At 59.9% G+C, this 22,235-nt stretch carries 20 protein-coding genes and 1 tRNA gene; 12 read left to right on the forward strand and 9 right to left on the reverse strand.

Going from position 1 to position 22,235, the window contains the following annotated elements; genetic code table 11:
- Positions 1-23: 23 nt before the first annotated feature.
- Both KQH53_16500 and KQH53_16505 read left to right on the forward strand, forming a co-directional pair.
- Entirely contained in the window at positions 24-1,724 is a 1,701-nt protein-coding gene (locus KQH53_16500) for an AMP-binding protein (GenBank protein ID MCB2228283.1), read from the forward strand.
- A 53-nt stretch (positions 1,725-1,777) separates the two neighbouring features.
- Entirely contained in the window at positions 1,778-2,551 is a 774-nt protein-coding gene (locus tag KQH53_16505; protein ID MCB2228284.1) for an enoyl-CoA hydratase/isomerase family protein, read from the forward strand.
- Positions 2,552-2,854: 303 nt separating this feature from the next.
- On the opposite strand, the gene KQH53_16510 is transcribed toward KQH53_16505, so the two are convergent.
- From KQH53_16510 to KQH53_16540, 7 genes are all read right to left on the reverse strand, one after another.
- A complete protein-coding gene (locus KQH53_16510; GenBank protein MCB2228285.1) occupies positions 2,855-3,226 on the reverse strand; it encodes a cupin domain-containing protein in 372 nt (123 codons plus the stop codon).
- A 28-nt stretch (positions 3,227-3,254) separates the two neighbouring features.
- On the reverse strand, positions 3,255-4,556 hold the full coding sequence (locus KQH53_16515; GenBank protein MCB2228286.1) for a TRAP transporter large permease subunit: 1,302 nt from the start codon (positions 4,554-4,556) through the stop codon (positions 3,255-3,257).
- Positions 4,556-5,107: a TRAP transporter small permease gene (locus KQH53_16520; GenBank protein ID MCB2228287.1), complete on the reverse strand. Its 552-nt coding sequence runs from the start codon at positions 5,105-5,107 to the stop codon at positions 4,556-4,558. The genes KQH53_16515 and KQH53_16520 overlap by 1 nt, the downstream gene beginning before the upstream one ends.
- 73 nt (positions 5,108-5,180) lie before the next feature.
- Positions 5,181-6,236: a TRAP transporter substrate-binding protein DctP gene (gene dctP / locus KQH53_16525; GenBank protein ID MCB2228288.1), complete on the reverse strand. Its 1,056-nt coding sequence runs from the start codon at positions 6,234-6,236 to the stop codon at positions 5,181-5,183.
- Positions 6,237-6,312: 76 nt separating this feature from the next.
- The gene (locus KQH53_16530) at positions 6,313-7,194 is read right to left on the reverse strand and encodes a CoA ester lyase (GenBank protein MCB2228289.1); all 882 of its coding nucleotides are present in this window, start codon (positions 7,192-7,194) and stop codon (positions 6,313-6,315) included.
- A gap of 22 nt (positions 7,195-7,216) precedes the next feature.
- Positions 7,217-8,398, reverse strand: a complete 1,182-nt coding sequence (locus KQH53_16535) for a CoA transferase (GenBank protein MCB2228290.1) — start codon at positions 8,396-8,398, stop codon at positions 7,217-7,219.
- A gap of 15 nt (positions 8,399-8,413) precedes the next feature.
- On the reverse strand, positions 8,414-9,187 hold the full coding sequence (locus KQH53_16540; GenBank protein MCB2228291.1) for an enoyl-CoA hydratase/isomerase family protein: 774 nt from the start codon (positions 9,185-9,187) through the stop codon (positions 8,414-8,416).
- Between the two features lie 275 nt (positions 9,188-9,462).
- Here KQH53_16540 and KQH53_16545 point away from each other — a divergent pair, with 275 nt between their 5' ends.
- Entirely contained in the window at positions 9,463-10,398 is a 936-nt protein-coding gene (locus KQH53_16545) for a helix-turn-helix transcriptional regulator (GenBank protein MCB2228292.1), read from the forward strand.
- 435 nt (positions 10,399-10,833) lie between these two features.
- On the opposite strand, the gene KQH53_16550 is transcribed toward KQH53_16545, so the two are convergent.
- Positions 10,834-11,631 (reverse strand): IclR family transcriptional regulator, encoded by a 798-nt coding sequence (locus KQH53_16550; GenBank protein ID MCB2228293.1) that lies wholly within the window; start codon positions 11,629-11,631, stop codon positions 10,834-10,836.
- Between the two features lie 532 nt (positions 11,632-12,163).
- Here KQH53_16550 and panB point away from each other — a divergent pair.
- From panB to KQH53_16585, 7 genes are all read left to right on the forward strand, one after another.
- Positions 12,164-13,009: a 3-methyl-2-oxobutanoate hydroxymethyltransferase gene (panB, locus tag KQH53_16555; protein MCB2228294.1), complete on the forward strand. Its 846-nt coding sequence runs from the start codon at positions 12,164-12,166 to the stop codon at positions 13,007-13,009.
- Positions 13,010-13,067: 58 nt separating this feature from the next.
- Complete coding sequence (locus tag KQH53_16560) at positions 13,068-13,619, forward strand: TRAP transporter small permease subunit (GenBank protein MCB2228295.1); 552 nt, start codon at positions 13,068-13,070, stop codon at positions 13,617-13,619.
- Positions 13,620-13,625: 6 nt separating this feature from the next.
- Complete coding sequence (locus KQH53_16565) at positions 13,626-14,987, forward strand: TRAP transporter large permease subunit (protein ID MCB2228296.1); 1,362 nt, start codon at positions 13,626-13,628, stop codon at positions 14,985-14,987.
- A gap of 265 nt (positions 14,988-15,252) precedes the next feature.
- Entirely contained in the window at positions 15,253-16,221 is a 969-nt protein-coding gene (locus KQH53_16570) for a TRAP transporter substrate-binding protein (GenBank protein MCB2228297.1), read from the forward strand.
- An 88-nt stretch (positions 16,222-16,309) separates the two neighbouring features.
- A complete protein-coding gene (locus KQH53_16575) occupies positions 16,310-17,257 on the forward strand; it encodes an MBL fold metallo-hydrolase (GenBank protein ID MCB2228298.1) in 948 nt (315 codons plus the stop codon).
- A gap of 513 nt (positions 17,258-17,770) precedes the next feature.
- Complete coding sequence (locus tag KQH53_16580; protein MCB2228299.1) at positions 17,771-17,989, forward strand: IS3 family transposase; 219 nt, start codon at positions 17,771-17,773, stop codon at positions 17,987-17,989.
- Between the two features lie 227 nt (positions 17,990-18,216).
- Complete coding sequence (locus KQH53_16585) at positions 18,217-18,471, forward strand: transposase (GenBank protein MCB2228300.1); 255 nt, start codon at positions 18,217-18,219, stop codon at positions 18,469-18,471.
- Positions 18,472-18,623: 152 nt separating this feature from the next.
- Here KQH53_16585 and KQH53_16590 read toward each other — a convergent pair.
- Positions 18,624-18,701, reverse strand: a tRNA-Gly gene (locus KQH53_16590).
- Positions 18,702-18,834: 133 nt separating this feature from the next.
- On the opposite strand from KQH53_16590, the gene KQH53_16595 reads away from it, so the two are divergent.
- Positions 18,835-20,130 carry an adenylosuccinate synthase gene (locus tag KQH53_16595; protein MCB2228301.1) on the forward strand — a complete coding sequence of 432 codons (1,296 nt, stop codon included), beginning with the start codon at positions 18,835-18,837 and terminating at the stop codon, positions 20,128-20,130.
- Between the two features lie 96 nt (positions 20,131-20,226).
- Positions 20,227-22,170, forward strand: a complete 1,944-nt coding sequence (locus tag KQH53_16600; protein MCB2228302.1) for a CBS domain-containing protein — start codon at positions 20,227-20,229, stop codon at positions 22,168-22,170.
- Positions 22,171-22,235: the final 65 nt, after the last annotated feature.

Below are 22,235 nucleotides of genomic sequence, written 5' to 3' on the forward strand. Positions count from 1 at the left end.
GTAGAGCTTGCTGGAGTTGCAAGATGGACAACCCTTACGCCAATAAATTGTGGAGAGATAAGAACTGGCCCTCCGACTTTCCCCGGGAGTTGCGTTTCGCCCACGAAGGCCTGCCCCTGTCTGGATATTTGGAGAAGCACAGCCAGGACACCCCGCAAAAGGACGCCATGATTTTTCACGGGCGTCACATCTCCTACCAAGAGTTCAACGACAAGGCCGACTCCTTTGCCCAGTTCCTGCGCCAAGCCGGTATCGGCAAGGGCGACCGGGTGGCCCTGTTTTTGCCCACCTCGCCCAACTTCGCCATCGCCTACATGGGTGTGTCCAAGATCGGGGCGACCACCACGGCCTGCAGCCCCGCCTTCAAGGAGATGGAGCTGGAGTTCCAGCTCAACGATTCCCAGGCCAGGGTCCTGGTCTGCCTGGACGAGTTCCTGGAGGTGGCCAAGGCGGCCCTGCCCAATACTTCGGTGGAAACGCTGGTGGTGACCGGGCTCAGGGACCTGGCCGGCGACGAGAACCTAACCGGCAAGGAAGAGCCGCCGCTTAAGGAGCGGGTGTATTACGACCAGGCCGTGGAGCTGAGCGACATCTTTCGGGACTACGCCTCCGAGCCGTTGGGGGTGGAGATAGACCTGGAGCAGGACATCGCCCTGTTGCAGTACACCGGCGGCACCACCGGCCTGCCCAAGGGGGCCATCCACACCTACTTCAACGTGCTCTACAAGGCCGCCTGCCGGGCGGAGGTGTCCTTCCACGACCTGCGTGAGCAGTTCCAGGACATCGTCACTCTGCAGATGGCGCCGATCTATCACGTGGCGGGCCTGCTGCAGTTCAACGCCAACCTGTACGAGGGCATCACACAGGTGGTGCTCTCCCACTTCTCCCCCCTGGTGGTGCTGCGCACCATCGAGAAGTACCGGCCGCAGTTCCTGGCTTCCCTGACCAAGATGAACCTGGCCATGATGGACATGCCCGGCTCGGAGGAGTTCGACCTGACCAGCGTGCGGAAGAACCTCATCACCTCGGTAGGCCTGCCCCTCAACCAGCAGATAGCCGAGCGCTGGGGTGAGCGCATCGCACCCGGCGCCAAGATCGCCGAGACCGCCTACGGCCTGACCGAGACCCACACTGGGGACACCTTCATGCCCCAGGATCGCCCCGCCAAATACGGGCCCCTGGGGGAGACCTGCTGCGGCATACCCATCTTCGGCACCGAGTTCCGCATCGTATCCCTGGAAGACCGGGGGGTGACCCTGCCCATCGGCGAGGTGGGCGAGATAGTCATCAAGGGACCGGCCAACTGCAAGGGTTATTGGAACAAAGCGGAGGAAACCGCCGAAACCATCGTTGACGGGTGGCTCTACACCGGAGATACCGGCAAATTTGATGACGAGGGATATTTTTATTGGCTGGGCCGCAAGAAGGAGATGATCAAGGTCTCCGGGTACTCGGTGTTTCCCGACGAGGTGGAGATGTTTTTGAACACCCACCCGGCCATCGACTGCACCGGAGTAACCGGGGTGCCCGACGAAAACAAGGGCATGGTGATCAAGGCGGTGGTGGTGCTCAAGGAAGACCAGCGCGGTAAGGTCACTCCCGAGGAGATCATGCAGTGGGCCAAGGAAAAGATGTCCTTTTACAAGGTGCCCAAGGTGGTGGAGTTCCGGGAGGCCCTGCCGCGTAGCGGAGGCACCAACAAGATTCTGCGCCGCCTGCTCTAGGCGGCGGGGCCCGCGTCATAAGGTTTATTTAAAGCGAGCCAAGGGGCAAAGCAGTGAAAACTAACGATCTGGTTACCCTATCCATTGAAGAGCACATCGCGGTGATCACCCTGAACAACCCGCCGGCCAACGCCTGGAGCTTGGCCCTGGCCGAGGCCTTCGAGGCCGCCCTGGATCAGGCCGAGGCCGATGACCAGGCGCGGGTGATCGTCATCACCGGGGGCGAGGCCAAGTGCTTCTCGGCCGGTTTTGATGTGAGCGACGCCAAGAACACCCCCATCACCAGCCCCAAGGTGCGGGCCATGTGGCGGCGGCTGGACCGCATGGACAAGCCGCTCATTGCGGCTATGAACGGCCACGCCCTAGGTGGGGGCCTGGAGCTGGCCTTGTCCTGCCACCTCCGGGTGATGACCGACAACCCCAAGGCCCTCCTGGGCCTCACCGAACTGAATCTGGGCATCATCCCCGGCTGGGGCGGCACCCAGCGCCTGGCCCGCCTGGTGGGGCGCTCCCAGGCCCTGGACATGATCCTATTCAGTAAACGGGTGGGCCCGGCCGAGGCCCTGGAGATGGGCCTGGTGGATCGGTTGGCCCCGGCGGAGGGCTTCATGGACCAGGTAATGGACATGGCCCGCACCCTGGCCGGGCGGGCGCCCATCGCGGTGCGCTGGGTGCTCAAGTCCTTCGCGGCCGGGCTCTACGAGGGCCTGGACGCGGGCCTGGACACCGAGGCCGAGGGCTCGGCCGTGGTGCGCGAGACCGAGGACCGCCAAGAGGGGTTCGCGGCCTTTTTGGAGAAACGCCAGCCCCAGTTCAAGGGCCGCTAAGGAACCAAGATTCGGATTCGTCGCCCTCCCTCGAAGACGGCGCCTGGGGAGTGGCGAGCGAGTGCGGGCGCGTTTTCGCGCGGCAGTGGAGATGACCAAGGTCTTGGGGACACACCGTCCCCAAGACCTTTGACGATTCATCAGGCCGCTCCGCGCCCGGAACGCCTCACAAGATCGAGGGGTACGTCTGGGATAGCTTTTCCTGCCAAGTGTCGAACTTAATTTGACCGCATGTGCTGGTGATCTATTGCGGTGGCGACCTGCCCCGTGTGTGGGCCTTCCTTGGTAAGTACCTTAGGCAAATCAGCTGCGAGACGCTGTTGCTTTCGGAGGCGGCGCCGTGATTACCAACAGCCGCAAGCTCTCCGTACCGGTGGACAGAATGCGGTGGCGCGCGCCTCGGGGAATGAAGACGAAGTCGCCCGGGCCCAGGCGGCGCTCCTGTTGTTCCAGCCGGAAGAGGCACTCTCCGGCCAGCACGTAGAAGGCCTGGTCCGTGGTCGGGTGGTCGTGCTCCTCGGCCTCGCCGCCCGGCTCGATGTTGCCGTGCCAGATCGCCAGGTGCCGGGCCCCGTTGTCCGGGTGGGCCAGGTAATGATTCAGGGTTCCGGAATGCCCCGGCGGCGAGAAGGACGGCAGCCCGTTCAGGTCCTCCAGATTTATGAAGTTCCTCATCGCGTCCTCTCTCGCCTGGGGCCCCCGCCTACATCATGGTGGAGGGTAGCCACAAAATTATCTGCGGGAAGATTATAACCAGGGCCAATCCCACCGAATCCAAGAGCATGAAAGGAGCCGCGCCTATCAGGATGTCCTTCAAGGATACATTGGAAGGTGCGATGCCCTTGATGATGTAGAGATTCAACCCCAGGGGCGGGGTGATTTGGGCCATTTCGGTATTGACCACGAACATGACCCCGAACCAGACCGGATCGAATCCCAGCGCCTTGATGATGGGCACGAAGATGGGGATGGTCACCAGCAGGATGCCCGCCGGATCCATGATGCAGCCCAGGAAGATGAGGATGATGTTGATGCCCACGATCACCAGCCAGGGCGATGCGGACTGCTCCACTAGCCACGAGGAGAGCTGCTGGGGGAGTTGCAGGTAGCTGAGTACGAAGCCGAACAACGAGGCAGCCACCAGCACCCAGCCGATGAAGCAGGTGATGCGGCAGGTGCTCAGGAAAGCGCCCTTGATGGCCTGCCAGCTCAGGCGGCGGTAGGCGAAGCCGATGACCAGGGCCAGGAAACAGCCCACGCCGGCGATCTCGGCCGGAGTGGCGATGCCCAGGTAGATGGACAGTAGCATGGCCATGGCCAGGAATAGGATGGCCCACACCTTGTACAGGGAGCGCCAGCGATCCCGCCAGGTGATGCCCTCCATGCGAGGGGCCAAGGCGGGATTAAGGGCGCAGCGGATGATGATGTAGAGGATGAACATGCCGCTGAGCATCATGCCGGGAACCACCCCGCCCATGAATAGCTGGCCTATGGACTCCTCCACCAGGGTGCCGTAGATGATCATGTAGATGCTGGGCGGGATGAGCGCGCCCAGGGCCCCGCCCGCCGCGATGGAGCCGCAGGACAGGCGCTTCTCATAGCCTCGGTTGACCATCTCCGGCACCGCGATGCGCCCCACCGCCGCGGCGGTGGCGGTGCTGGCCCCGGACACCGAGGCGAACAGGGTGCAGGTGAGCTGGCTGGCCACGGCCAGGCCCCCGGGCAGACGGCCGGTCCATTTGGAGAGCATATCAAAGGCGTCGGTGCTCACCCCGGAGTGCAGGATTATTTCGGCCATGAAGATGAATAAGGGTATGGCCGCCAGGGCGAAGTTGTTTATCTGCCCAAAAGCCGTGGTGGCCACCAGCATCAGCTTGTCGGTGCCCAACATGATCAGCACCAGGGTGAGGGACAGGGCGCCCAGGCTGAAGGCGATGGGAACCCCGATGAAGATGAGCAGGAGCAGGCAAACCAGGATGATGCTTAGCAGGGCCCACCATTCCATCAGTGGCCGCCTTTCTGCGGGGAGAAGGGCTCGCCCTTGCCCGCGAGGTAGCGCAGGTTGCACAACATGCGCACCACCAAAAGCAGGATCACCAGGCCCGAGCCCAGAGGTACCAGCACCTGAAAGGGGAACAGGGGCCAGCGCACCCCGCCCGAGGAGACCTCGTTGTAGACCAGCGACTCCCAGGCCAGCCGCCAGCCTTGCCAGAGCATGATGGCCGCGTAGTAGATGCATACCGCGTCGATGAACAGATCAAGCTTGGCCTTGGCGCGGCCGGTGAAGCGGCCGTAAAAAAAGTCGGCCCGCACGTGGCCGTCGATGGAGGTAGTGTAGGCCGAGCCCAGGTAGACCATGCCCACCAACAGGAAGGCGTTCAAGTCCACCGCCCAGTCGGTGGGAGCATTGAAGAAGTAGCGGCCGCCCACCTCGCGCACCAGGGCCGCCATCATCACCACGGCCAGGGAGCCGGCCAACCAGCCGCTCTGCACGGACAGCCAGTTCACGCCGTCCATGAAGCGGTCGAACCTACTACGGGAAACCGGGTCGCTCATCATTCACCCCCGCGGCCCTTGGGCCGGTCCCCGGGGCCGGAGGGGGCAGGCGCCCCCGGCCCCGGGCCAGTGCTTACTTGCCTTGGTTGAAGCGGTCCAGGATCGCCTTCTTGACCTGTTTGGCCTCGGCGCCCAGGCCCTGCTTCTCGCACTGCTTCACGTACCAGTCCCACACCGGCTGGGTCTTCTTGTACATGATCTCGGCCTGGGCCGGCGGTAGGGTGTAGAACTGCACGCCGCGCTTCTTGGCTTCGGCGATGATGGGGCCGTCCTGGTCCTTTTCATAGATGCCCACCCACTTGGCCCAGAGGTCCTTGGCCCGGGCGGTCTTGATGATCATCTCCTGAAGGTCCTTGGGCAGCTTGCGCCAGGCCTTGTTGCTCATCCACAGGAAGCCGGCCGCATAGCCGATGAGCGGCGGGTTCACCACCTGGTCGGCCACTTCCCACAGGCGGTACTGCTTGAGGGAGTAGGTGGTCATCAGGCCGGCGTCCACCACGCCCTTTTGCATGGCCTGGTAGTACTCGCCGCCGATGGTCATCACCGGCGAGGCGCCCAGCATCTTGATGGCGATGGAGGCCGAGCCGCCGGCCGAGCGGATCTTCATGCCCTCGAAGTCGGCGGTGTTCTTGATCTTCTTGGCCCGGGTGGCCACCTGGAAGTTGTAAGGCGCCACCGGGGTGCAGGTGAGGTACTTGACCTTGGCCACCCGGCTGTAGGCCTTGTCCATGATCTGGGCCACCACGCCGTTGACCCCCAGGGCCCAGCAGTCCTCCCAGCTCCGGAAGTTGGAGGGAAGCTGCTGCCAGTCGCCGATGGCGATCTTGCCGTCATAGTAGGTGGGGTAGGCCATGAGCAGGTCGATGACCCCGTTGCTCAGGGCGTTGAGGGCCTCCTTCTTGCTCACCGGCTCGCCGCCGTAGTGGCGCTCGAACTTAATGCGGCCCTTGGAGTTGGCCTCGATGCGATCCAGCAGGTCATCCACCACCAAAAAGCGCATGTGGCCCTTGGGGTAGACCGATTCATACACCAGCTTGAACTGGGGCTCGGCCGCTTGGGCCGGAGCGCCCACCGACAGGGCCATGACCAGAGCCAGGCAGGCCATTATCAGCCAATAGGACTTTTTCATAGTTTCCCTCCCTTATTAACGCTAGCGCGCCATGAACTCTCTCCCGCCCCGGCACCGCATGGCCGGGGCGCCATATTCACTCGCCGGGCTTCAGACTGGCCGCGAAGTCCAGGATGTCACGGGCGGTGTGGGCCATGGCGTAGTCAACCATGTCCCCCTCGTAGACCACCGCCGCATGTCCCTGGGCCTCGGCCTCGGCAAAGGCGGCCAAGAGGCCCCGGTAATAAGCCAGCTCCTGCTCGGTGGGGGTGAAGACCTGGTTGACCACGGCCACGTGGCTGGGATGGATCAGGGCCATGCCTTGATAGCCCAGGGAGCGGTTGAGCCCCGCGTCCCGGGCCAGGCCCTCCAGGTCGGCCACGTCGTACCAGGAGTTGATCAGCGGTTGGGCCCCGGCCGCCCGGGCGTCCAGCACCAGCTTGGAGCGCAGGTAGAGCGTCTCGGTGCCTTGCTTGCTCCACTGGTAGCCGATGGAGCGCTGGGCGTCGCCGCCGGGCCCGGCGGACATCAGGATGGTGTCCACCCGGGGGCTGGCCGTGGCGATCTCGTAGGCGTGCCGCATGCCCAGGGCGGTCTCCAGGAGCAGCGGCGCGGCGATGGAGCCGGGCTCCATGCCTCGCTCCAACTCCAGGACGCCCAGCATCCGGTCCACCTCGGCCAATTCGGCGGCCTGGTAAACCTTGGGCAGCATCACTGCGGCTAGGTTGGGGTGGACCACGGCATCCAGGTCGCCCTGGGTAAGCCCGGTGGCTAGGCTGTTGAGGCGCACGCAGTAGTAATCGCCCGGCCGGGCCTGCTCCAGCACCGCGCGCACCTCGCGGCGGGCGTCCTCCTTGGAGCTTTGGGGCACCGCGTCTTCCAGGTCCAGGATCAAGCCGTCGGGCTTCACCTTCCAGGCCTTGTCCACCCAGGAAGGCTTGTGCCCGGGCACGAACAACAGGGAACGCAGGGGTCTCATGGGCGGTTCCCAGTTTGCATAATCATTCCTTTTCCGGCGCGGTGGCCGCGCCCGAGGCCAAAAGCGCCTCGATTTCATCAAGGCCGTAGCCCAGCTCGGCCAGCACCTGGCGGGTGTCCTGGCCGATGGCCGGGGCCGGGCTATGCACCTCGGGCATGTAACCGTCGGCCGCGATGGGGGTCTTCACCTGGGTAATGGGCCCCAGGTCCGGATGCTCCAGGGTCTGCAATATTCCCCGCGCCTGCACGTGGGGGTCGTCCAGCACCTGGCCCACGTCCAGCACCGGCCCGCCGGGGATGCCCGCCCGGCGAATCTCGGCCACCACCTCGTCGCGGGTGCGCGAGGCCAGGGCCTGCTCGATAAGCCCGGTGAGTTCGTCGCGGTGGGCCACCCGGTCCTGGTTGGTGATGAAGCGCGGGTCTTGGGCCAGCTCCGGCCTCCCCAGCACCCCCAGCAGCGACTGCCAGAAGCGCTCGGTGGAGGCCCCGATGAACAGATAGCCGTCCGAGGCCTTGAACACCTGGTAGGGCGAGAAGGCGGGCAGGGCCGAGCCGGCCCGGACCGGCAGGTCGCCGTTCATGGAATAGCGGGCGATCAGCGGCGACATCCACGACAGGGCGGTGTCCAGCAGGCTGATGTCCACCCGCTGGCCTTGGCCCGTCTCCTGGCGCTCCAACAGGGCCTTGAGCACGGCCAGGGCGGTGTACATGCCCGCGCCCGTGTCGATCCAGGAGGCCCCGATCCGCACCGGGGGGCTGTCGTCGTGGCCGGTGCAGAGCATGATGCCGCACATGGCCTGGGCCACCACGTCGTAGCCGGGCAGGTTGCTGTAGGGCCCGGTCTGGCCGAAGCCGGAAATGGAGCAGTAGATCAGGCGGGGGTTGATCTCCCGGGCCGCCTCCCAGCCCAAGCCCAGGCGATCCATGGCGCCGGGGGTGAAGCTTTCGACAAGCACGTCGGACTCGGCTATGAGCTTCTTGACCACCTCCACCGCAGCCGGGTTCTTAAGGTCCAGGGAGATGTCGCGCTTGTTGCGGTTAGCCGCCGCGTGGTAGGCCCCGCCCAGCAGGGGACGGAAATGGTCGCCGTGGGGATGCTCCACCTTGAGCACCGAGGCCCCGAAGTCGGCCAGGAGCATCCCGCAGAAGGGGCCGGCCAGGGCGTGGCTCATGTCCAAAACCTTGAGTTCGGCGAACACCGACATGGCTCTCTCCCGCCGCTACTTTCCCTGCCAAACCGGGGGCCGCTTTTCGGCAAAGGCCCTGGGCCCCTCCTTGGCGTCCTCGGTGGTTTTCAAAAGCTCGAAGATGGTGGTCTCCAGGCGGATGCCCTCGTCCAGGCTCATGCTTTGGGAGCGCACCACCAGCTCCTTTATGGCCTGCAAGGCCAGGGGCGGGCTGGCCGCCAAGGCCCGGGCGTACTCGTCGGCCGCCTCCATGAGCTTCTCGCGGGGCACCACCTTGTTGATCAGCCCGAAGCGCAGGGCCTCCTCGGCGCTGAGCCGCCGCCCCAGGAGCACCATCTCCATGGCCACGGCGTAGGGAAGCTGGCGGGCGATGCGCTGGGTGCCCCCGTTGGCCGGCAGGATGCCCCGCTTCACCTCGGGGATGGAGAACACCGCGTCCTCACAGGCCACCCGGATGTCGGTGGCCAGGAGCAGGGTCATGCCTCCGGCCAGGCAGTAGCCGTTGATCGCGGCCACGATGGGCTTCCACACCTCCAGGCCTCGGTTGAGGATCTGGTCCTTCTGGGTCTGCCAGAACTCGTACTTCTCGGGCTGGCGGGGGATGGTGGTTTTGAGGTCCGCCCCGGCGGTGAAGGCCTTGTCGCCCGCGCCGGTGACCACTGCCGCCCAGATCTCCGGGTCGTCGCGCACCTGGCACCAAGCCTCGGAGAGCAGGTGATAGGTTTCCGGGTCCATGGCGTTCATCACCTCGGGACGGTTGATGGTGATGTGGGCGATATGGTCTTCCACCGAGAAGAGAACCTTCATGAAGAGCATCTCCCGGGCAGGGTGGGCGGTCGGGGGAAAAGCGGCAGCTCGGGGCCGGCCGCGCATTGGTTTCCATGGTTGTTAGCAAATCGATTTTAAGCGTGTCAACAATATTATTTTAAATACATTTAATATTTTAGTTTTAATTAGTTTAACTATTGTGAATCATTATTTTTATATTTAACCCCCCGGTCGAGGATAGGTGTTTCATTGACAAAAAAGGCCCGGCATACTATGGAAGGAGCAAACACCACCAGCCGGGGAGTCGCTATACCTTGAACGACCGTCAACAGGCCAGCGCCGAGTACATCCGGGATCTGTTGGCCAAAAACCCCATGCCCCGCAACCAGGTCGCGGTGATATCCGGCCTGTCCAACACCTACATTCGCGACCTGGAGCAGGGCATCATCGCCAACGTGGCCCGGGACAAGCTCATCTCCCTAGCCGTGGCCCTGAACTTGAACCTGGGCGAGACCGACCAGATGCTCAACATCTTCGACCGGGCTCCCCTGTCCATGCAGGACATCCCCATATTCTTGGCCACCGCCGAGAAGGGCAACATCACCTCGGCCCTGCTGCCGGTGCGCGACCGCTACTCCCTGGACCTGATGATGCTCTCGGCCGAGCGCCTACCCGGCCGCCATGTGGTGGTCAGCTCCGAGCCCACGGTGTGCCTGCGGGCCGAAGGCCACCGCCTCTACTCCGAGCGGCGCCTGGCGGAGCAGCATCCTATATACGGCGAACTGGTGGAGACCATCGGGCGGGAGCGCCTGCGGGCCCTGGAGCGCAGCGCTGCGGCCCACCCGGTGGAAAACTACATCTGCCGCCACTGCCTGGAAGAGTACCTGCGCCACTGTGCGGACCCGGTGGAACGCGGCTGGCGCATCAAGCATCTGGAGCAAGTGCGCGACTTCCTCATGCGCTACGACAACTTCAAGTTGTTCCTGATCAACTCCTGCCCCACCTTCAGCTTTGTGCTGAAGATGCCTCTGCCCGAGACCGGCGAGAACGAGAAGCTGCTCATCACCCGCCTGCCTCCCCACCGCTTCCAGACCCCGCGCACCGGCAAGCTAACCGGCTTCACCACCGACAACCAAGTCGTGATCCAGAACTTCAAAGATGAGTTGCGTGGCTTAACCGCCACGGTGCATCAGGAGCTCCTCGACCGGGACAAGCTGCTGACCTATCTAGGCAGCCTGATCAACGGCTAGATTGCCGCGTTGGACTTCTAAAATTTCCGACGCGCTCGAAACCTGATGCGGTAATCTGCCACGAAGCTGAGCAGAATCATCTGATTCTGCTACAGCCCCCATCTTCGTCTTCCATGGTTTAAAAGCTTAGCCAAGAGAGGCGGACAGGACCTAATGAGGTCCTTTTGGATAGCAGCGCCTAGATCAAAAATGAACCGCCCCAGGATTGCCGGGGACTCCATTAATTGATGATGGAGTTATGCCCAAACAAACCAGATAGTAGCATAGGTGGAAGACCTGAAACGAAAGCGCCTGTTGGGGATAGTGTTGGAAAAATAAAATTATGGCAAAAAAATGCTTAGGATAGCCCCTAATCCAGTAATAATATTTGGTGGGCGATGCGCGATTATAACGCGCAGTCTTTGTCTCCGGGGGGCGACGCTCTGTCTGGTAAAATCAATCAATTGTCACATCATAACCAAGTAGTTTTGATACCTGCATTGAAGATTCGTTTAAGCGATACCGCATTTGGTATATAGCTGTTTTGGTCATTCTTTGGGTGGGGCCAGAAATACTTAGGGAGTAAACCGGTTTCTGGGTGTAGTCGAAAATAGGGACTGCGATGCATCGTATACCCTCGGCCCATTCTTCATCATCCACGGCGAAGCCTTGGGTTTTAATGTTTTTCAACTCTGCGCGAAATACCTTGATGGAAGAAATCGTATTGGGAGTCCTCTGCGTGAGTGTCCCATAACCTTTGATATAGGAAGAGACTGTTTCTTCATCGGAAAAAGATAAAATTGCTTTGCCGAGGGCAGTGGCGTGCGCAGCCCCTCGGCTACCGGGCGGCAACTCTGATTTAAGCGGCTTTTGGCTTTTGACCAAGTCTACTACCACCAATTCATTATTCTCAATGCAACCAAGATTAACCGTTTCACCGAATTCCGCACTGAGCTCCAACATGACATGCTTGGCCAGATCTCGGATTTCCAGCCTGTCGACCACTAATCGCCCAAAGCTAAACATACGCAACGTAGTTCTGAATTTACCATCCCCCTCCTGAGCTACGTATCCTATGTCTCTTAACGTAGCGACAAAGCGATAGACGGCACTACGATTAAACCCCAGCAATTTGGCGAGTTGGGAAACAGTTAAGGGGCCTTGTAACGCCAACAACTCCAAAGCCATTAATCCTTTCTCCAAGGAACCAATTCGGTAATAGGGTTTATTTTTATCGGTTTCATTTTGATCCATAATATTACTCCCTTGCATGTAGCGTTTCGTTGAACTGTCAAAGGCGACTAAAAAAGAGAAAACAGTAGAACATCGGTGCGTTGCTATTTGTCGGGTACGTACTTCCTCAAGGTATAGCACGACCTGCAAGCCGGCTTGGGATGAGAAAACAATATAAAAACAGAATAAACCGCTAGAGCCTATATCAGAAGTTTGGCCTTGGCGTATACAAAAGTATAGTTTAGTCCCAATTTGGGGCCTTGCCGCCGAGAAGCGTCCGGGCCTTTGCTGTCATTTTAAGTGCACCAATTAAAAGCACCATCCATATTGTGAAATTGCCGATCAATTTATAACCTTTAAAAATTGCTTTGTCAAACAAGCAAAAAACAGCTTATAAACCAATAAAATCGTATAGATAACAATTCAATCTCAATGTGATTTTGGAGATTGACACCATAATATATCTAGGCTATAAAAGTACCACATAATAAATGGTGTGTTCGCATTGTGAACACACTGCCCCACGGATACCATCGCGAAAGGAATCGACAACATGGCCAAGCTTAGCCGAATTGATCTGCAGCGTATGAAAAATGAGGGAAAGGCTGTGGCTTGGGTGACCGCGTATGATTTCCCCACCGCCCAGTTCGCCGAAAAGGCTGGCATGGACATGCTCCTGGTCGGGGACTCCCTGGGTATGTGCGTGTACGGCTACGAGGGCACCATCCCGGTCACCGTTGACCAGGCAATCATGCACTGTGAAGCGGTGCGCAGGGCGGCGCCCAAGACCTTCGTCATCGGAGACATGCCTTTCCTTTCCTACCAGACGACCAGTTCGGATGCCGTGTTGAACGCGGGCCGGTTTTATAAAGAGGCCATGGTGGACGCGGTGAAGTTGGAGGGTGGGATAAGAGTTTGCGACCAAATCCGGGCCATCGCGGACGCAGGTATGCTCATCATGGGGCACATCGGACTTACCCCGCAGAGCTCCGGCCAACTGGGAGGCTTCAAGGCCCAGGGCACCACGGCGGCCTCGGCCATGGACTTGATCCGCGATGCCGAAGCCATTCAAGAGGCCGGTGCTTTCTCGCTGCTGGTGGAGGCGGTTCCGCCGGAGGTTTGCCGGATCATCCGCGATCGGCTGGATATACCGGTCTACAGCATCGGGGCCGGCATGCATGCCGATGGGCAGCTGATGATCTGCGCGGACATGTTGGGAATTTTTAAGGCGTTCACGCCCAAGTTCGTCAAAAGATATGCCAACCTTGGCGACCAAATTGTGGATGCTTTTCAGACCTACGTCAAAGAGGTTAAGGAAGTTGCTTTTCCCGCTGCGGAGCATTCTTACAATATGGTTTCCGGCGAGCTGGACAAGCTGAATCAGCTGCTAAACGACTGATGCCAAGAATCCGATAGAGACGAAAAGGTACTGAACCTTTAAGCGGGATGCCGGCGAAATGGAAGCTCACATCAATAGAACGAATTTCAATGGCTTAAAGAGAATTGTAACCGCTTTAAATTCAATAAATGAACGGGTAGGCCATTGGTCGTCATGGCTTACAACGCTTTTAGTAGGCGTTGTTTTCTGCGACGTGGTCATGCGCTACTTGTTCAATACCAGTTACGTCTTTATGCAGGAATTGGAATGGCACGTTTTCGCCATGGCTTTCCTGTTTGGCGCCGGGTACACCCTTAAACGAGATAGTCATGTAAGGGTCGATATCTTCTATCAGAATGCAAGCAAGGAGAAAAAGGCCTGGATCAATTTGTTGGGCACGGTTTTCCTGCTAATTCCAGGATGCGTGATGATTATTTTGACTTCGTTGCCTTGGATATGGGAGTCCATAAAAGTATTGGAGCACTCTCGCGATCCTGGAGGCATTCCGTTGAGATTTATCATTAAATCAACTCTGCCAATAGGGTTTTTATTTCTTTTATTGCAGGGCTTTTCTGTCGTTCTCTCAAGCATAGTAACCATATTTGGCGATGACAGCACTGAGGAGCAATAGAAACTCATGGAGTTCATAACCGAATATTTGGCGCTATGGATGTTCGTGGTGCTCACTGTATTAATCCTCCGCGGGTACCCTGTCGCTTTCGGGCTCTTGGGGACTGCGCTGGTGTTTGGCCTGCTAGGCATATTTTTTCAAGACATCACAGGATTCAGATACCAAGAACTGCTAGCCATTCCGCTCAGGGCTTGGGGCACCATGACCAACGTGGTACTCATGGCGATCCCTCTGTTTATTTTTATGGGAATGGCCCTGGAGAGATCTGGGCTGGCCGAAGACCTACTGGAAACCATGGGGCTTTTGTTTGGCAAGCTCAAGGGTGGGTTGGCAATCTCGGTAGTGGTGGTTGGAGTTTTATTGGGCGCCTCCACGGGTATCGTGGGGGCGACTGTCGTCACTATGGGGCTCATTGCCTTGCCTGCCATGTTGAACCATGGCTACAAACCTGAACTTGCCACCGGGACCATCATGGCCTCGGGTACCTTGGGGCAGATCATCCCACCTTCCTTAGTGCTGGTGGTGGTGGCTGACATAATTCAAATCCCGGTGGGCGACCTTTTTATGGCCGCAGTTTTGCCCGGCCTGATACTATCCGGACTCTATATTATTTACATTATCATCTACTCAAATAAAGCCAAAGGTGTTGCCCCCGCAGTCGACCGGAGCAAGCTGGGGGTTAGCAATAATGCCGAAGTTTTTCAAAGAGTCCTAAAAACCCTTCTGCCGCTATTAATCCTTATCGTATTGGTGTTGGGCTCCATTTTCGCAGGCATCGCATCACCTACGGAAGCCGCTTCGGTAGGTGCGGTTGGCGCTATTGTCCTTTCAATTATAAACAAAAAATTCAGCTATAAAATGCTCAAAGAAGTCACGCTGGAAACCACGAATTTAACCTGCATGGTTTTCACTATAATTATAGGAGCTCGGGCATTTGGCTTGGTTTTCAGGGCCCTGAACGGGGACGAAATCCTCATGGATTTTGCTAGTCAAATAGTTGAGGCGCACTCTCGTTGGGTCTTCTTGGCCATTATCATGGTCATAATATTCGTTCTGGGATTCTTTCTGGAGTTTATCGAAATATCCTTCATATTCTTGCCGATGCTGGCGCCCATGTTGATCTCGTTCGATTTCGATCCATTGTGGATAGCTCTGCTTATTGGCTTAAACCTTCAGTGCTCATTTATGACACCTCCTTTCGGGTTCTCGATATTTTTCCTCAAAGGAGTCGCTCCTCCGGAGATTGACACCCTCCAATTATATAGAGGGGTGGTCCCTTTTATTGTCTTGCAGTTAATAGGAATAGCACTGGTTGTATTGATTCCGTCAATGGCTACCTGGCTGCCTAAGGTTGTGTTCGGCCCCTAAAAAATATGGTCGAAACAGCCAACTCTTAACCTGTTGACCTTTAGCGTTAACAACATAGGCCTGAACCTATAATGAGCAAGGAGCAGACATGACACGACGGAAAGAGGAAATCTCCAGCGAGAAAGGACAAAAAATGAACCGACGCCAAGCCCTAAAGAAGGTAGGAATCGGTGCAGCCGCAGCGACTGGCGTCATTGTCGGAGCTCCTGCGGTACATGCCAAGAAGCGCTACCATTGGAAAATGGTGACCGCCTGGGGCCCCAACATGCCCTATCTGCAGACCGAGACAGAGGCATGGGCCAGGATGGTCGACAAGATGAGCGACGGCCGCCTGAAAATCAAAGTCTACGCCGCCAACGAGTTGGTCCCTGCCTTTGGTATTTTTGACGCGGTCTCAAGCGGCACCTATCAAGCCTTTCATTGCACGCCGTATTTCTGGGCCGGCAAGGTCCCCGCTTCCCAGTGGTTCGCGTGCGTGCCCTTTGGCCTCAACGCTCAGGGCATGAACGCCTGGCATTTTCATGGCGGCGGATTGCAGCTGTGGGAAGAGGCCTACAAGCCTTTCAACTTGATTCCGCGCGTGGCCGGCAACTGCGGTTTCCAGATGGGCGGTTGGTTCCGGCGCAAGATCGAGACCATGAACGACTACAAGGGCCTCAAGATGCGCATCCCCGGGCTGGGCGGCAAGGTGGTTGCCAAGGCCGGCGGCACCGTAACCCTAACCGCGCCTCCCGAAATCTTCACCAGCCTGGAGCGCGGCGTTATCGACGCCGCCGAGTTCGTTGGCCCCCTGCTGGATATGAAAATGGGCTTGTACAAAGCGGCTCCTTATTACTACTACCCGGGGTGGCACGAGCCGGGCAGCGTTAGCGAGGCCACCTTCAACGCGGAGGCCTACAACTCGCTCCCCAAAGACCTGCAGGCCCTGCTTGACTACACTACCCAGACCCTGAACTTCCGCATGCTCACGGGCTTTGAAGCCGACAACTCCGGGGCCTTGCGCAAGCTGGTGGAGGTCTACAAGGTCCAGCTCAAGGCCTTCCCGCCCGACGTCCTGCAGGGGCTAAAGGTGCTGGCCGACGAGGTCCTGGAGGAAGAGGCCGCCAAGGACCCCATGGCCAAGAAGACCCATGAGAGCTTCAAAAAGTTCCGGGACAAGATCGGCCCCTGGAGCATGGTGTCCGAGAAGGCCTTCTACGATCACCTTCTCAGGAACTACAAAGTAGCGTCATAGGCCTTATCTAGCCATAGATCGCCAGCCGGGCGTGGGCAATGCGCCCGGCTGGCCTTTGGAGGCCATGTTTTAATCCGGAGGATGCAAGGTGGCTCAGATATTGCGGGGAATTGAAAAGATAGAAATATTGACCCTACTGGACAACTACGTGGACATGGTGGCCCAGGATAATAGCGATATGGTCCAAAGGGCCATGCCCCTGGATGACGGATATTTTCGCAAGAGCGTAGCCGCTGAACACGGATACTCCGCGGTGCTTTCCGTGGATGACGGTCAAACCTCTAGAAAACTCTTGTTCGACTTCGGCTTTTCCGAGCACGGTGCGGTGTACAACGCCGAAATCCTCGGGGTCGATTTTGCTGAAATTGAATGCGTGGCGCTCTCTCACGGCCACCCGGATCATCTCGGAGGTTTCGCGGAAGTCGCCAAACTTTTAGGGAATGTGCCCATGGTGGTTCACCCCGCCGCCTTCATCAACAACCGGTATTTGAAGACCCCGGCCGGGACCCTGCTCCAATTCGCGCAGTTCACCGAGGAACAAGTAAGAGAAGCGGGGCTGCTGTTAATCAAGTCGGAGGGGCCATATCCTCTTCTTGACAAGACCATGCTCTTTTTGGGGCGGGTACCTCGCCAAGTTCCCTTTGAGACCGGTTTGCCCGGCTTTTGCCACCATGACGGCAACGAGGAACATCTGGACGCTATCGACGACGACTCGGGCCTGGTTTGCCATCTGAAAGGCAAGGGTTTGGTCATCCTGGCGGGGTGCGCTCATAGCGGAATCATAAATATGGTGAAGTGGGCCCGTGAGGTGACCGGGGTCAGTAAAGTCCATGCGATCATGGGCGGCTTTCATCTCTCCGGTGAATTTTTTGAACCGGTAATCGAACCGACTATCGAGGCCCTTAAGGAGATAGACCCAGACTATATCTTGCCAACTCACTGCACCGGTAGAAAGGCCGCCATGCAAATTGAGGCCGCCATGCCCGATAAATTTATTCTGAATATGGCCGGGACCAAAATAACCTTCCAAGCATAATCGACGTCCCCCCCACAATCCAGGGAAGGGGGCCATAGGCTCCCGTTGGTAGGGGGGATTTTATTTGACCTGGTAGACAATCATCCCCCTATGAGGAGTCAGACTTCGCCGCACATTGATCATGCCGATTGTAGCTTTTTCTTGAGGACTTAGTAGGGGGTTTTCCCGAGCTAATGTCAAAAGTTGTATTTCGGCTTAGTCGGCTTTCCTCTCTTCCTTGATTCCATCCACGGATATGATTTTCTGGATCACCTCGGCCAGCCGCTTGGACCCATCTAGGCGGCGCAATTTTTCCCTGGCGCTCAGGTGACCTGCCCCCCTTAACCCGGTCCAATTTTTAAGTTAGGATTTTGGGCCGAGAAGGGAAACTTCTAAGCCCCCAGCGCCGCAGGCGATGCGTAGAGCGTTTGCAGCAGCGGCTGGGGGTTTCCCAGAGAAGGGTCTGTAGGGTAAATCGGCCAGTCCAGGTCCACCCAGCGGCTTGAGCCTAAGATCAAAGACGATGAAGAGGCCTTGCGTGGTGAGATCGTCAAGCTTGCCAGCAAGTATGGTCGCTATGGTTACCGTCGGATTACGGCACTTTTGCGGCGTGACGGCTGGCGGGTGAATCACAAGCGGGTGGAGCGCATCTGGCGCCAGGAGGGTTTGAAGGTGCCCCAGAAGCAGCCCAAAGGAGGCAGGCTATGGCTGACTGACGGCTCCTGTGTGAGACTACCATGTATGGTCTTATGACTTCGTGGCTGATCGCACCCATGATGGCCGCTCCTTGAAGATGCTTACGGTGATCGATGAGTACGAGCGGGGCAGCTTGGCTATTTTGACCAAGCGCAGGATCAGGTCGGACGACGTGCTCCACTGCCTGGCCGATCTTTATCTGAGGAATCCCCGATTACATCAAGAGCGACAATGGTCCTGAGTTTACGGCCAAGCAGGTAAGGAACTGGCTGCAACGAGTCGGGGTGAAGACCCTCTTCATCGAGCCCGGCAGCTCCTGGGAGAACGGCTATATCGAATCTTTCAACGGCAAGTTGAGGGATGAACTCCTGAATCGGGAGATCTTTTACACCCTCAGGGAGGCCCAAGTGCTCATCGATGACTGGCGGGTGGAGTACAATACCTTCCGGCCCACATGTCCCTGGGCTACCAGCCGCCTGCTCCGGAGGCCATCCTGCCAAAGGGCGGCCGGGCTATCTTCACCGGCCTTCTTAACCTGAAAAATAAAGAGGGCCTAACTCGAGAAATGGTACATTGATCGGGGGCAGGTCATGCTGCACGAGCTGGGCGCGTATGTTTAGTTGCTTCCCACGATCTCCCGCTGAAAAAATGAAGGGGGGTTAGCCTCTGAGGCCAACCCCCCGAATAAACTTGGAGCGGGAGACGGGATTCGAACCCGCGACCCTCAGCTTGGAAGGCTGACGCTCTAGCCGGGCTGAGCTACTCCCGCGTGGATTCGGGCGATTATAGCACGGGGGGGCCCCGGCGGCAATTTGGGCCCCTCGTTGACAGAGGGCAGCGGCTCTAGTAGGTTACTCGGGGGCTGCATCCCTGATAATTTTAATACCTTTCGGAGGCTTAACATGGCCTGTCTAGTGGTGCTAGGCACCCAATGGGGCGACGAGGGCAAGGGCAAGATCGTGGACCTGCTGGCCGAACAGGCCGAAGCCATCGTGCGCTTTCAAGGCGGCAACAACGCCGGTCACACCCTGGTGGTGGACGGCGAGAAATTCATCTTCCATCTGGTCCCTTCCGGCGTTTTGCACCAGGACAAGGCCTGCTACATCGGCAACGGCGTGGTGATCGACCCCGAGGTGCTCCTGGCCGAGATGGCCAAGCTGGAGGGCAAGGGCATCGCGGCCGGGCCTGAGAAGATCCGCGTCAGCGAGCGGGCCCAGGTGATCATGCCTTATCACCAGGCCCTGGACAACGCCCGCGAGGCGGCCAAGGGCGAGGGCGCCATCGGCACCACCGGCCGGGGCATCGGCCCCTGCTACGAGGACAAGGCCGCTCGGGTGGGCCTGCGCATGATCGACCTGTTGGAGCCCGACACCCTGCGCGAAAAGGTGGAGGAGAACTGCGCGGCCAAGAACTACCTGCTCACCGGCTACCTGAACAGCGCGGGCATCCCCGCCGAGCCCATCATTGAGCAGTATTTGGAGTTCGGTCAGCGTCTGGCCCCCCACATCACCGACGTGGCTGTGGAGCTGGACGACATATTGAACGACGGGGGCAACGTGCTCATGGAAGGCGCCCAGGGCACCCACCTGGACATCGACCACGGCACCTATCCCTATGTGACCTCCTCCAACCCGGTGGCCGGTTCGGCCTGCACCGGGGCCGGGGTGGGCGTCACCCGCCTGGACAAGGTGGTGGGCGTGGTCAAGGCCTACACCACCCGCGTGGGCGGCGGGCCTTTCGTCACCGAACTGACCGGCAAGACCGGCCAGTGGCTCCAGGAGAAGGGGGCCGAGTTCGGGGCCACCACCGGGCGTCCCCGCCGCTGCGGCTGGCTGGACATGGTGGTGGTGCGCCACTCGGTGCGCCTGAGCGGCATCACCGGTCTGGCCGTGACCAAGCTGGACGTGCTCACGGGCCTGGAGAGCATCAAGATCTGCGTGGGCTACAAGACCAGCCAGGGCGAGGTGATCCAGCGGGTGCCCGCCAGCCTCAAGCAGCTGGAGCTGTGCACCGCGGTGTACGAGGAGCTGCCAGGCTGGAGCGAGGACATCACCGGCTGCCGCGCCTACAACGAGCTGCCCGCCAACTGCCAGGCCTATCTGGAGCGCCTGGCCGAGCTGGCCGGCGCGCCCCTGGCCGTGGTCTCGGTGGGCCCGGGCCGCGAAGAGACCATCATGCTGGACGACGCCTGGGCTTGATCCCCATCCGGCACAACGCCTGCTATCAGGCCGGAGCCCACGCGGCTCCGGCCTTTTTTGCGCCCCCTGGCGGGGCCAATCGCATAACATAGGGGCATGGAACAGTTCCACTGGCAGCGCATCCTGGAGTTCGTGCGCGGGGTGAGCCCCTTTGACGGCCTGGACCAGGCCACCCTGGAGCGCATGGTTTCGGCCATGGAGGTGGCCTTCTATCCCCGGGGCCAGGTGATCCTGGAGCGGGGCGGCACTACCCCTGGCTACCTCTATTTCATCCAAAGCGGCTCGGCCCGGGTGAGCCTGCCCGACCCCGAGGCCGAAGGCGGCGAGCTGTTGGTGGACGAGCGCGGCGAGGGCGACACCTTCGGCGCCCTGTCCATGCTCCAGGGCGGCTCGGCCATGTTCCGGGTGAGCGCCCGGGAAGACCTGATCTGCTACCAGCTGCCCAAGGATGCTTTTCTGGCCCTGTGCGCCGAGCACCCGGAGATAAAGAGCCGCTACTCCGCCTCCCTGGCCAGGAATCTGCGCGCGGTGCGCGAGCAGGTGACCTGCGAGCTGCCCGCCGTGGCCGGCCTGGAAGGCCTGAGCCTCAGCGCGGCCCTGGTGCGCTCCACGGTGGGCGAGCTGATGAGCGCCCATCCGGTGACTTGCGCGCCCATGATGCCGGTGCGTTCGGCGGCGCGCATCATGACCCAGCGCCAGGTGGGCTCCATCGTGGTGGCCGAGGAGGGCGGCCATCCCCTGGGCATCCTCACCGACACCGACTTCCGGGTGCGGGTGATGCTCAGGGCCCGCAGCCTGGACGACCCGGTGGCCGAGTTCATGTCCACCCCACCCCACACCATCGCGCCGGACGCCTATGCCTTCCAGGCGCTGTTGGCCATGAGCCACCACGGGGTGCACCACCTGGTGGTCACCGAGGACGAGCGCGTGGTGGGGGTGCTATCCGACCGCGATCTCCAGGCCATGACCGGCTCTTCGCCCGTCGGAGTGGTCAGGGCTATCGACCACGTGGGCTCGGTGGACGAGCTGGTGCGCCTGCATCCCAGCATCGACCGGGTGGTGGAACTGCTGCTCAAAATGGGCGGCTCGGCCAAGGAGATGCTCCAGATCGTCACCGAGTTCAACGACCGGGTCACGGTGAAGCTCATCGAGCTGATCGAGGAGGACATGGACAACCGGGGCCAGGGGCGGCCGCCGGTGCCCTATTGCTGGATGGCCCTGGGCAGCGAGGGCCGCCGCGAACAGACCCTGCGCACCGACCAGGACAATGCCCTGATCTTCGCCAACGTGCCCGAAAGCAGCGCCACCCGGGTCAAGGCCTGGTTCCTGGGCTTCGCCGAGCGGGTGGTGGAGGGCCTGGTGCGCTGCGGCTTCCCGCGCTGCACCGGCGGGGTGATGGCCTCCAACCCGGACTGGTGTCAGAGCGAGACCGGCTGGCGCAACACCTTCCTGCGCTGGGTGCAAGACCCCAAGCCCGCCACCCTGCGCCTGGGCAGCATCTTTTTCGACTTCCGTGAGATATACGCGGAGGCCGACTATTTGGAGGCCCTGGGCCTGGCCTTGCGCGAGGCCATCGAGGTGAACCGTCTGTTCCTCAGGCACATGGCGGCCAACTCCCTGTACAACCGCCCGCCCCTGGGGTTCCTTAGGCAGTTCGTGGTGGAGAAAAGCGGCGAGCACGCCAACCAACTCAATCTGAAGCTTTCGGGCCTCACGCCCATCGTGGACGGGGCACGGGTCATGGCCCTGGATCTGGGCATCACCTCCACCAACACCCTGGAGCGCCTGGCGGCCATAGAGGCGCGGGGCATCATCAAACCCGAGCTGGCCGCGGACCTGAAAGAGGCCTTCAGCTTTATTACGCTGCTGCGCATCAGCCGGCACCTGGAGGCGCGGGCCGCCGGGAAGACCCCGGACAACTTCGTGGACCCGGAGAGCCTGACCAACTTCCAGCGCAAGATGCTCAAAGAGGCCTTCAAGGTGGTGAGCGAGTTGCAGAGCCTGTTGGAGCAGCGCTATCAAACGAGGCTTATCACCTAGGGGTTTTGAGTTGATCGTCAGCAGCCCCCTTAATCTCGCGGCGCATGATGCGCTATGCTGATATG

The organism is Desulfarculaceae bacterium (genome assembly GCA_020444545.1).
In the GTDB taxonomy this organism is placed as follows: domain Bacteria; phylum Desulfobacterota; class Desulfarculia; order Desulfarculales; family Desulfarculaceae; genus Desulfoferula.

What these genes read in the sequence shown, in the direction of transcription:
- KQH53_16500 (MCB2228283.1), top strand. Translation starts at nt 24, where the DNA reads ATGGACAACCCTTACGCCAATAAATTGTGGAGAGATAAGAACTGGCCC.
- KQH53_16510 (MCB2228285.1), bottom strand. Translation starts at nt 3,226, where the DNA reads ATGAGGAACTTCATAAATCTGGAGGACCTGAACGGGCTGCCGTCCTTC.
- KQH53_16515 (MCB2228286.1), bottom strand. Translation starts at nt 4,556, where the DNA reads ATGGAATGGTGGGCCCTGCTAAGCATCATCCTGGTTTGCCTGCTCCTG.
- KQH53_16520 (MCB2228287.1), bottom strand. Translation starts at nt 5,107, where the DNA reads ATGAGCGACCCGGTTTCCCGTAGTAGGTTCGACCGCTTCATGGACGGC.
- dctP (MCB2228288.1), bottom strand. Translation starts at nt 6,236, where the DNA reads ATGAAAAAGTCCTATTGGCTGATAATGGCCTGCCTGGCTCTGGTCATG.
- KQH53_16530 (MCB2228289.1), bottom strand. Translation starts at nt 7,194, where the DNA reads ATGAGACCCCTGCGTTCCCTGTTGTTCGTGCCCGGGCACAAGCCTTCC.
- KQH53_16535 (MCB2228290.1), bottom strand. Translation starts at nt 8,398, where the DNA reads ATGTCGGTGTTCGCCGAACTCAAGGTTTTGGACATGAGCCACGCCCTG.
- KQH53_16540 (MCB2228291.1), bottom strand. Translation starts at nt 9,187, where the DNA reads ATGAAGGTTCTCTTCTCGGTGGAAGACCATATCGCCCACATCACCATC.
- KQH53_16550 (MCB2228293.1), bottom strand. Translation starts at nt 11,631, where the DNA reads ATGGATCAAAATGAAACCGATAAAAATAAACCCTATTACCGAATTGGT.
- panB (MCB2228294.1), top strand. Translation starts at nt 12,164, where the DNA reads ATGGCCAAGCTTAGCCGAATTGATCTGCAGCGTATGAAAAATGAGGGA.
- KQH53_16560 (MCB2228295.1), top strand. Translation starts at nt 13,068, where the DNA reads ATGGAAGCTCACATCAATAGAACGAATTTCAATGGCTTAAAGAGAATT.
- KQH53_16565 (MCB2228296.1), top strand. Translation starts at nt 13,626, where the DNA reads ATGGAGTTCATAACCGAATATTTGGCGCTATGGATGTTCGTGGTGCTC.
- KQH53_16570 (MCB2228297.1), top strand. Translation starts at nt 15,253, where the DNA reads ATGCCCTATCTGCAGACCGAGACAGAGGCATGGGCCAGGATGGTCGAC.
- KQH53_16595 (MCB2228301.1), top strand. Translation starts at nt 18,835, where the DNA reads ATGGCCTGTCTAGTGGTGCTAGGCACCCAATGGGGCGACGAGGGCAAG.
- KQH53_16600 (MCB2228302.1), top strand. Translation starts at nt 20,227, where the DNA reads ATGGAACAGTTCCACTGGCAGCGCATCCTGGAGTTCGTGCGCGGGGTG.